The sequence below is a fragment of the Streptomyces sp. NPDC059696 genome (assembly GCF_042733745.1).
Classification (GTDB): domain Bacteria; phylum Actinomycetota; class Actinomycetes; order Streptomycetales; family Streptomycetaceae; genus Streptomyces.
In genome coordinates this window covers 1,295-1,601 of the sequence record NZ_JBHWFG010000099.1, presented here as the reverse complement: position 1 = coordinate 1,601, position 307 = coordinate 1,295, and the positions used below count along the sequence as shown (strand labels likewise).

The following is a 307-nucleotide window of genomic DNA, read 5'->3' as shown; positions in this document are numbered from 1 at the left end:
CAGTCGCTGGGCTACCACGTGATATCCGAGGATTTCAACGAGCTCCCCCTGGGGCACCAGGCGGAAGAAGGCATCGCTGCGGCCGTTCGGCTGCTGTCCCGTCTGCTGGAGGAAAACAGCATCGATCCCAGCGCCGTCGTGGGCGCCGGAGCCGGCATTCCAGGCCCCATCGACCGCAGATCCGGCACAGTCGCCCAGGGCGCAATCCTCCCCGAATGGGTGGGCATCGACATCCTTCACAGGCTTGAGGAAGCCCTCAACTGCCCCGTCTTTGTTGACAACGACGCGAATCTTGGCGCCCTGTCCG

Annotated in this window: 1 protein-coding gene; it reads left to right on the top strand. The window is 64.5% G+C overall.

Annotation, left to right across the window (positions count from 1 at the left end; all coding sequences use genetic code 11):
* Positions 1-307, top strand: a 307-nt coding sequence (locus ACFV20_RS36825) for an ROK family protein (RefSeq protein WP_385665475.1), incomplete at both ends; no start/stop codon positions are given.